General features: G+C 38.5%; 4 protein-coding genes. All 4 read right to left on the reverse strand.

Features of this window, described 5'->3' with window-relative positions; all coding sequences use genetic code 11:
* Nucleotides 1-208: 208 nt before the first annotated feature.
* On the reverse strand, nucleotides 209-2,956 hold the full coding sequence (locus HT671_RS01340; RefSeq protein ID WP_166735336.1) for an LPXTG cell wall anchor domain-containing protein: 2,748 nt from the start codon (nucleotides 2,954-2,956) through the stop codon (nucleotides 209-211).
* Between the two features lie 408 nt (nucleotides 2,957-3,364).
* Nucleotides 3,365-4,006: a recombinase family protein gene (locus tag HT671_RS01345; protein WP_023933213.1), complete on the reverse strand. Its 642-nt coding sequence runs from the start codon at nucleotides 4,004-4,006 to the stop codon at nucleotides 3,365-3,367.
* A gap of 182 nt (nucleotides 4,007-4,188) precedes the next feature.
* Nucleotides 4,189-6,081, reverse strand: coding sequence for an endopeptidase PepO (pepO, locus tag HT671_RS01350; RefSeq protein ID WP_166735335.1), 1,893 nt, complete (start codon nucleotides 6,079-6,081; stop codon nucleotides 4,189-4,191).
* 370 nt (nucleotides 6,082-6,451) lie between these two features.
* Complete coding sequence (locus HT671_RS01355; RefSeq protein ID WP_166735334.1) at nucleotides 6,452-7,051, reverse strand: hypothetical protein; 600 nt, start codon at nucleotides 7,049-7,051, stop codon at nucleotides 6,452-6,454.
* Nucleotides 7,052-7,236 lie beyond the last annotated feature (185 nt).

The following is a 7,236-nucleotide window of genomic DNA, read 5'->3' on the forward strand; positions in this document are numbered from 1 at the left end:
CGAAGTCAGTAACATATACATACGGCAAGGCGAAGCTGACGTGGTTTGAAGAGATTTTCGAAGAGTATTAGAATTATAAAAAACGCATAATATCAGATGTAGAAAATTTGATATTATGCGTTTTATCATGAAAAGATTTTCTAAATCATCTCCTCAAATTGATTTTTTCACAGTCTAAAATATTTGATAGATAAACTATGAATTGGAGTTATTCTGACTCCTTACGAAAGCTAAATAATCCAGCAGTTAGAGTTAACATTCCAAATAGGGTGGCGAGAATTGAGTGATTTTCTCCAGTATTTGGCAAAGTCTTAGCTACTTGTTTCGAAATAGTTTCAGTCTTAGTTGCTAACGACTCAGCTTGAGTTTTTGTACTACTTGCGTCATTTCCTTTTTGTTCGGTATTACTACTATTTACAACTGGAACAGGAGTTGTACTACCTCCGTTATCACGGCTTGCGGCAACTTTGAAAGTCATAGCATAGATACTGAAGTGATTGGTTTCAAAAGTAACCTTATCTGTATCTTGTTTGAACTTCAATGCCTGTAAAGTACCATCTGGAGCAACATAGTAAACATTTTCAACTGGCTTATCAGCAGAAAGACTTACTAGAACCATGCCATTTGGCTGGATAGCTTTACCATTCGCGTCATATAGATGAATGTCAAATGCCTTGTAGTCTTTTGATTCAAGTGAAGTCGGCTTGGTTTCTTCTACCTTGATATAGCTGACATTTTTGAGTGTTGCTTCTGAACCATGCACTTGAACGCTTCCAGCTTTGTTCGAAAGAACACGAGTATTGTTTGGGATGGCTGGGTTAAGTGTAGGCGTTACAGGAGTTGTCGGTGTTACTGGAGCAACTGGATTCACAGGTTGTTCAGTTGGTTTCTCTGGCTTAGCAGGTTGTGGTTGATCTGGAACAGCTGGTGCAACTGGTTTTGGTGTGTCAGGAACTACAGGTTTCTCGATTGGCTTTTCTGCTGGTTTCTCTGGCTTAGCAGGTTGTGGTTGATCAGCTGGAACAGTAGGAACACTTGGCTGCTTGTCTGGCTTAGGTTGTTCACTTGGCTTAACTTCAGGTTTTACTTGCTCAGCTGGTTTTTCAGTAGGGTTCTTAAACAAGAAAACGTAAGTATCGTAGGTTTCACCAAATAGATTGTATGAATGAGTTTTAGTTTTCTCATCATAGCGATTTGTTTCTTCACTTGGGAATCCTGGATAATAGAGTTCTTCCAGTTTTCTATCCTTAGTTAATGTATAAACCTGAATATCTTCTTTCTTCTCTTTTGATTTGATAGTTAAAGAGATGCCACCACCTTGGAGAGTTCGATTTGTTCCGTAAGTTGGATTTCCATTTTTATTAGGAACTTCATAGAAGATTGTATAAGCTTCGTAGTTCATTCCTTCCAACTCTGGAACTTTTACTCGAACAAGAGCAGGTTTAAACCTACTATCCATATCTCCAAATCTGCTACCTTTAAATTTTATCTCTTTACCGTTTTCGAACATCGGATTATTGAAATTCGAATTAAAAGTATTTACTTTTATATGAGATCCTGCATGAAGCAAGTCTGGTTCAGCTGTCCACCAACCGTAAGATGTTTTTTCTACATTTTCAACAGGAAGTGGAGCAGCAAGGTCGTTTGTTGTTAGAGTAGGGCGACCTGCTCCGTTAAACCAACGTTTTGGATTGTTAGTTCGATAAGGAATCTTTGGCAATCCAGCATTTTCAGCTGGTTTCACTGAGTTAGCTGGTTGTGGTTGCTCTGCTGGTTTAACCTCTGGTTGAGGGTTTTCTGCTGGTTTTGGAGATGGAACGGGTGTTTCAGCTGGTTTATTTTCAACCGGCTTGTTCTCAGCTGGTTTCGGCTGCACAGTTGGTTCAACTGTCTCCGCTGGTTTCGAAATTTCAGCAGGTTTTTCCGTTTCCGCTGGTTGCGGATCTTTAGGTGTTGGTTTTTCTTCTACTGGTTTATTTTTAGTATAAATAAAATAGTAGCGAAAAAGATTATCTCCTTTACCATTTTTGTAGCCAGAACCACGCAAAGCATAGGCTGCATCATAGCTAACTCTGACAACTTTTGGATCTGGATCAATATCTGGATGATCTGCAGCGGCTTTTACAACGTGGCTAAAAGTGTAGTCGGATAATTTTTTTGCTGTTAGTATTCCATCTGCGCTATCTTTGTCATGTACGTTCCATGTAGAGCTAACTTCTGCTTGTTTTTGACTATCAATTCTTGATTCAGTAGTGTATCCATGTTTTTGGACAAGATCAGCATCTAAGAAATCTGCTTGGATTTCATATTTTCGAACGCTTATATCTGAGAATGCTGGCACGGCTCCAGGTTTTTCTGGGATTAGTCTATGGATCAGTTCATCAATATCAACTCCGTCAGCAGCCCAAAGCTTCTCATTAGCCTCAGCTATCAGTTTATTGTACTCTTCTTGAGTCTTAGCTGCTCCTTTCTTATAGGCTAAATCCTCTGCTACCATCTTCTTCATCTCTTTAGAATCTGTTATAGGTTGTTCTGGCTCAGGTGTTATGATTGGTAGACCTGGCTCGGGTAGCTGATTGGTTGGATCGACGTTGTATTTTTTCTCGATCTCAGCATTTTTCTTGTCCTCTGCGATAGCCTCATCTGTTCCGTTTGCAAGAATGTTGCCCTCGGTCGAAGGTTTTTCGACAGGAGCGGGCTCTTCTACTGGCTTTTCAGCAGGTTTTGAAACTTCTTTGTCTAGCTTTGGTTTTGGTTTAGCGATTGGGTCGAGCATACTGAAATCAACCCAGCTACCATTAGGTTTTGGTGCAGGTGTTGGTTGAGCAACATTAGGTTTAGCAGCAACATTTGGCTGCGGCGCAACGTTTTCCTCGGCACGCACCAAAGTTGGCACGGCAGCACTAAGAGTTACAGCAGAGAAAGTGACAATACCTAGTTTAGTTAGTTTATTCATAATTTTTCCTCCTTGGGAATGTATAATTGCCTTTTTAGGCTTATAAAATAACAAAATCAACTTCCTTTCAAGACCACAAAAGCAAAATTTTGAGCCAACTCATTCTCTAAACATTTAATGTTCTTGATAGAAGCCTTAAATGAACCTTTATCCATTAACTGAACAATACAGCTATTACACTATTACATATCTTAATAATTTTTAAATTTTTTGTTACCATAAGCTCGCTAACTACTTTAGAGATAGGGAACTAAGTGTATCGCGTAACGACCGTTAAACGATACACAAAAAATACCAGTCTAATACAGGTTAAAAACACTGTTAAACTCGTATTTTTTAAATATTCATATTGTTGTTTTGACTGTTTCATCAAACGGTCGTTAATCGAAACAAATTTACAGCTTCATTCTACCATTTTTCCCTATTTTTAGCAATGATTTTCCGTTTTTTTTGACGATTGTTCGCCACTTTATTGCGTTCTAACACTTTATATAGGGTTGATGTAGAAATTTGTTCAGCTTTTGCAATATTACGTATGCTTATATTTGAATGTAGATATTTATTAAGTATCCGCTCCTCCTTTTCTTTTGAAATCCGTTTTGCTCCTAATCTAACACCATTTTCCTTAGCTTTTCGAAGTCCTTCTTTTGTGCGAAACCTCAGATTTTCCAGCTCATTTTCTGCCACAAAGCCTAAAATGACGCAAAGTAACCTGCCAATAAGAGAGTCTGTTTCTAGTTTTTCATGCAAACTGACTAGCTGAATATGATATTCATTAAATTGTTCAATAAGTTCTAGTAGCTTAAACATAGATCGAGTCAGTCTATCTAACTTATAGATAGTGAAAGTAACCTGCTTGCCATCTTTCGAAAAGTCAGAGGCCAGTTTTAAGGCTTTTGTAAGTTCAGGACGAGTGTTATTTGCACCAGATTCCTTTTCTATAAAAAGTTTATCGCAATGTTTGAGAGCTTCGATTTGCACTTTCAATCCTAGGTCTTGCTTATGAGTAGATACACGGGCGTAGCCTATGTTGATAGTCTTTTGAGACATAAAAATCCTCCTGTTATCTTGATACAGAGGGATATTTTACTATGAATTTTAAAATAAGAAAAGACTTCAATTTCATAATCCCTATGAACTACACCCCAAAAGCTAGATTATTCTATCTAACTTTTTAGGGTGTACATAGATAGGGAAGGTGTAATTATAGGAGTTTTACTTGTCTCTTTGTATTACCAAATAATCACGCGCTCTTCTGGTGAACGCCACATTCCGTCGCCTTCTTTGACATCATAGGTTGTAAAGAAATCATCGAAGTTTGGCACTTGTACATTGACACGAAGTTTGGCTGGCGCGTGCACATCGACACTAGCCAAAAGTTTCATAAATTCTGGACGACCTTTCATGCGCCAAATGCGACCGAAGTTGTAGAAGAATTCTTCTGCTGAGAAGTCTGCTTCTCTCTTAGCTGCTTCAAGCGCTGCAGCGATTCCTCCCAAGTCAGCCACGTTTTCTGACACAGTCAATTTACCGTTAATGGTTGCTCCATAAGAATCCTGTCCATCAAACTGGTCAATGACTTTTTGTGTTTTCTCCTTGAAGGCAGCATAGTCGCTCTCTGTCCACCAATCCTTGAGGCTACCATTTTCATCAAAGGACGCTCCGTTGGTATCAAAGGCGTGGGAAATTTCATGAGCAATAACCGCCCCAATACCACCGTAATTAGCAGAAGATGACTGATGCAAGTCATAGAAAGGTGCCTGTAAAATAGCCGCTGGGAAGACAATCAGATTCTTCTGTGGATTGTAGTAGGCATTGACCATGTGAGCAGGCATGCCCCATTCCTTGTAGTCAACAGGCTGGTTCCACTTGCTCCAACTGTGCTTGATTTCAACACGCGCAAAGGCTAGAGCATTATCAAAAAGACTAACATTTTCATCCACTACCTTGTCCTTATAGCGTTCTGGTAATTCTTCTGGGTAACCGATATAAGGCTTGATGACATTGAGTTTGACGATGGCCTTGTCACGAGTTTCTGGAGTCAGCCAGTCATTTTTAGCCAAGCGCTCCTTATAGACATCAATCATGGTTGCCACTTTTTTCTCCACATCCGCCTTGGCTTCTGGAGAGAACTTCTCACGGGCGTACCAAAGACCCAGGGCTTGCTTGAAAGGTTCCTGTGCTAGATGATAAGCTGCTTTGACCTTATCTTTTGCCTCTGGAACTCCAGAAAGGGCACGGCTGTAGGCACCTGACAAGACACGGATTTCTTCTGTTAAATAGCTGGTTGAAAGATTGACTACACTTAAAATTAAGTTTGCTTTGAGAAGAGGCCAAGCCTCTTCACTATAGAATTGATCTGCTGCTTGCCAGAAACGTTCCTCGTCTACAATAACCTTGTCTGGTACTTGTCCAAGAACAGCTTGGAAGAAGTCATTCAAAGGTAGAGCAGGCGCGAATTTCTTGAAATCTTCGTAAGAATATGGATGGTAAAGCTTGGCATATTCTGAACCTTCTTCATTAGAGAGCACCACTGCCGCAACTCGGCGGTCCAATTCAAGTCTTTTTTCTAGCAAGTCTTCAATTTCTTCATCAGAGAAATCATAAGCTTTGAGGAGATTTGCGCTGCTTTCTTTCCAAAGAGTCAAGAGCTCTTCGCGCTGAGGATGCTCTTCTGCATAGTAGGTCGTATCTGGCAAGATTGTGCTTGGAGCGCTAGCCCATAGAACATTGATTCTAGCATCCATAAAGTCTGGCGATACACCAAAAGGAAGGAAGTTTGGTTTTCCTGCAAGCTCAAACTCTGCTAGTTTAGCTGTAAAATCCGCAAAAGTCTCCAATTCTTGGAATTCTTTAAGGAGTGGTAAGACAGGTGTGATACCGTCAGCTTCTCTCTTGTCAAAATCACGAACTAGGCGGTGGTATTTGACAAAGTTTGCCAAGATAGCATCCTCAGGCACCTCTTCACCTGCTAACCACTTGTCTGTTGTCGCCAGCATCAAGTCTTCAATTTCCTGATCTAAATCAACAAAACCTCCTGTTTGAGACTTATCTGCTGGGATTTCAGCTGTCTGTTGCCATTCTCCATTGATAGCATCATAAAAATCATCTTGATAACGTGTCATCTTGTTCTCGCTTTCATTTGTATTTGTCTTTATCTTAACAAAAATCACTAGGGAATGCAATTAATAACTATTTAACTATTATTTTTTAGCTATTATAAAAAATCTTTCCATGATAAAACGCATAATTCCAAGTTTTTTACACTTGATACTATGCGTTTTATAATTTTGAATCCTTTTTCTAACCTCTTGCTTAGTTTTAATACACTATGATTTTTTATCAAATGTCAAAAACGATAAATAAGCATTAATAGCAGAAAAGAACATTAACTTCATGAAAAGATCCAAGGATAGTCTACCACTAATATATGCTATTACAGAAAAGATAGATAATGAAATAAAGAAACTTAGTACTACGCGGATTATCTTTTTCTTAAGCCCACGCATTTATACGACCGTTATTCTTATAATAATCATTAGCATCTATAAGTTGAGCAAGAGAATATCCAACATTATAGTAAATATTTACAACAGCAACAACATTCTCTATTATCTTGGATATAAAACCAGATAAAACACCGACACGTTTAGCTGCAGCTTTGGCAGATCTACTTAAAATAGAACGAGCAGCAGCTACACCATGTTTAGCTGCGTATTTACCAAGAGTAGCATATCCACTGATAAGTGTACCGACAATTAAATCAAATGCCCAAGCAAATTCACTTAAAGTAACACCTTGACCATCCCATACACTAGCTCTACTACTATACGGACTCATTACTCTATATGCAATCTCTCTCATTTGTTCCTCATCCAATTCAGGATAAAGACTCTTTTTTTCTTTAATCAATCTATCTATCTGATCTTCAGAAAGTTCCAGTGGTTTAGATAATTTTTTATCTACTTCTTCAGCTAAACTTGAAATTTGTGAATAATTGCTAGCTTCGGACGCATATACTAAAGATGGTACAACATTACTAGCTAAAAACAGTGCAACAATTGATGAAATGATGAGTCTGAAAATTTTAGACATATTAGTCCTCCTTAAGGAAATGATAAAGCAAAAACCACTCAAAGTATTCAGCAAGACATTTACCACTAAAAACCTCCTTCCCAGTCTAGTTAAATACTTTTGTTAACGCTATCATTTTATCACAAAATGATAGCGTTGTCAATATTCTTCTTGTAATTTTTCTATAATTTATATATTAGACTTCC

The sequence above is a fragment of the Streptococcus sp. 2741 genome, assembly GCF_013276315.1.
GTDB classification, from domain to species: domain Bacteria; phylum Bacillota; class Bacilli; order Lactobacillales; family Streptococcaceae; genus Streptococcus; species Streptococcus pseudopneumoniae.

Excerpts from the sequence above, each read along its gene's own strand:
- HT671_RS01345 (WP_023933213.1), bottom strand. The coding sequence starts at position 4,006 with ATGTCTCAAAAGACTATCAACATAGGCTACGCCCGTGTATCTACTCAT.
- pepO (WP_166735335.1), bottom strand. The coding sequence starts at position 6,081 with ATGACACGTTATCAAGATGATTTTTATGATGCTATCAATGGAGAATGG.
- HT671_RS01355 (WP_166735334.1), bottom strand. The coding sequence starts at position 7,051 with ATGTCTAAAATTTTCAGACTCATCATTTCATCAATTGTTGCACTGTTT.
- HT671_RS01340 (WP_166735336.1), bottom strand. The coding sequence starts at position 2,956 with ATGAATAAACTAACTAAACTAGGTATTGTCACTTTCTCTGCTGTAACT.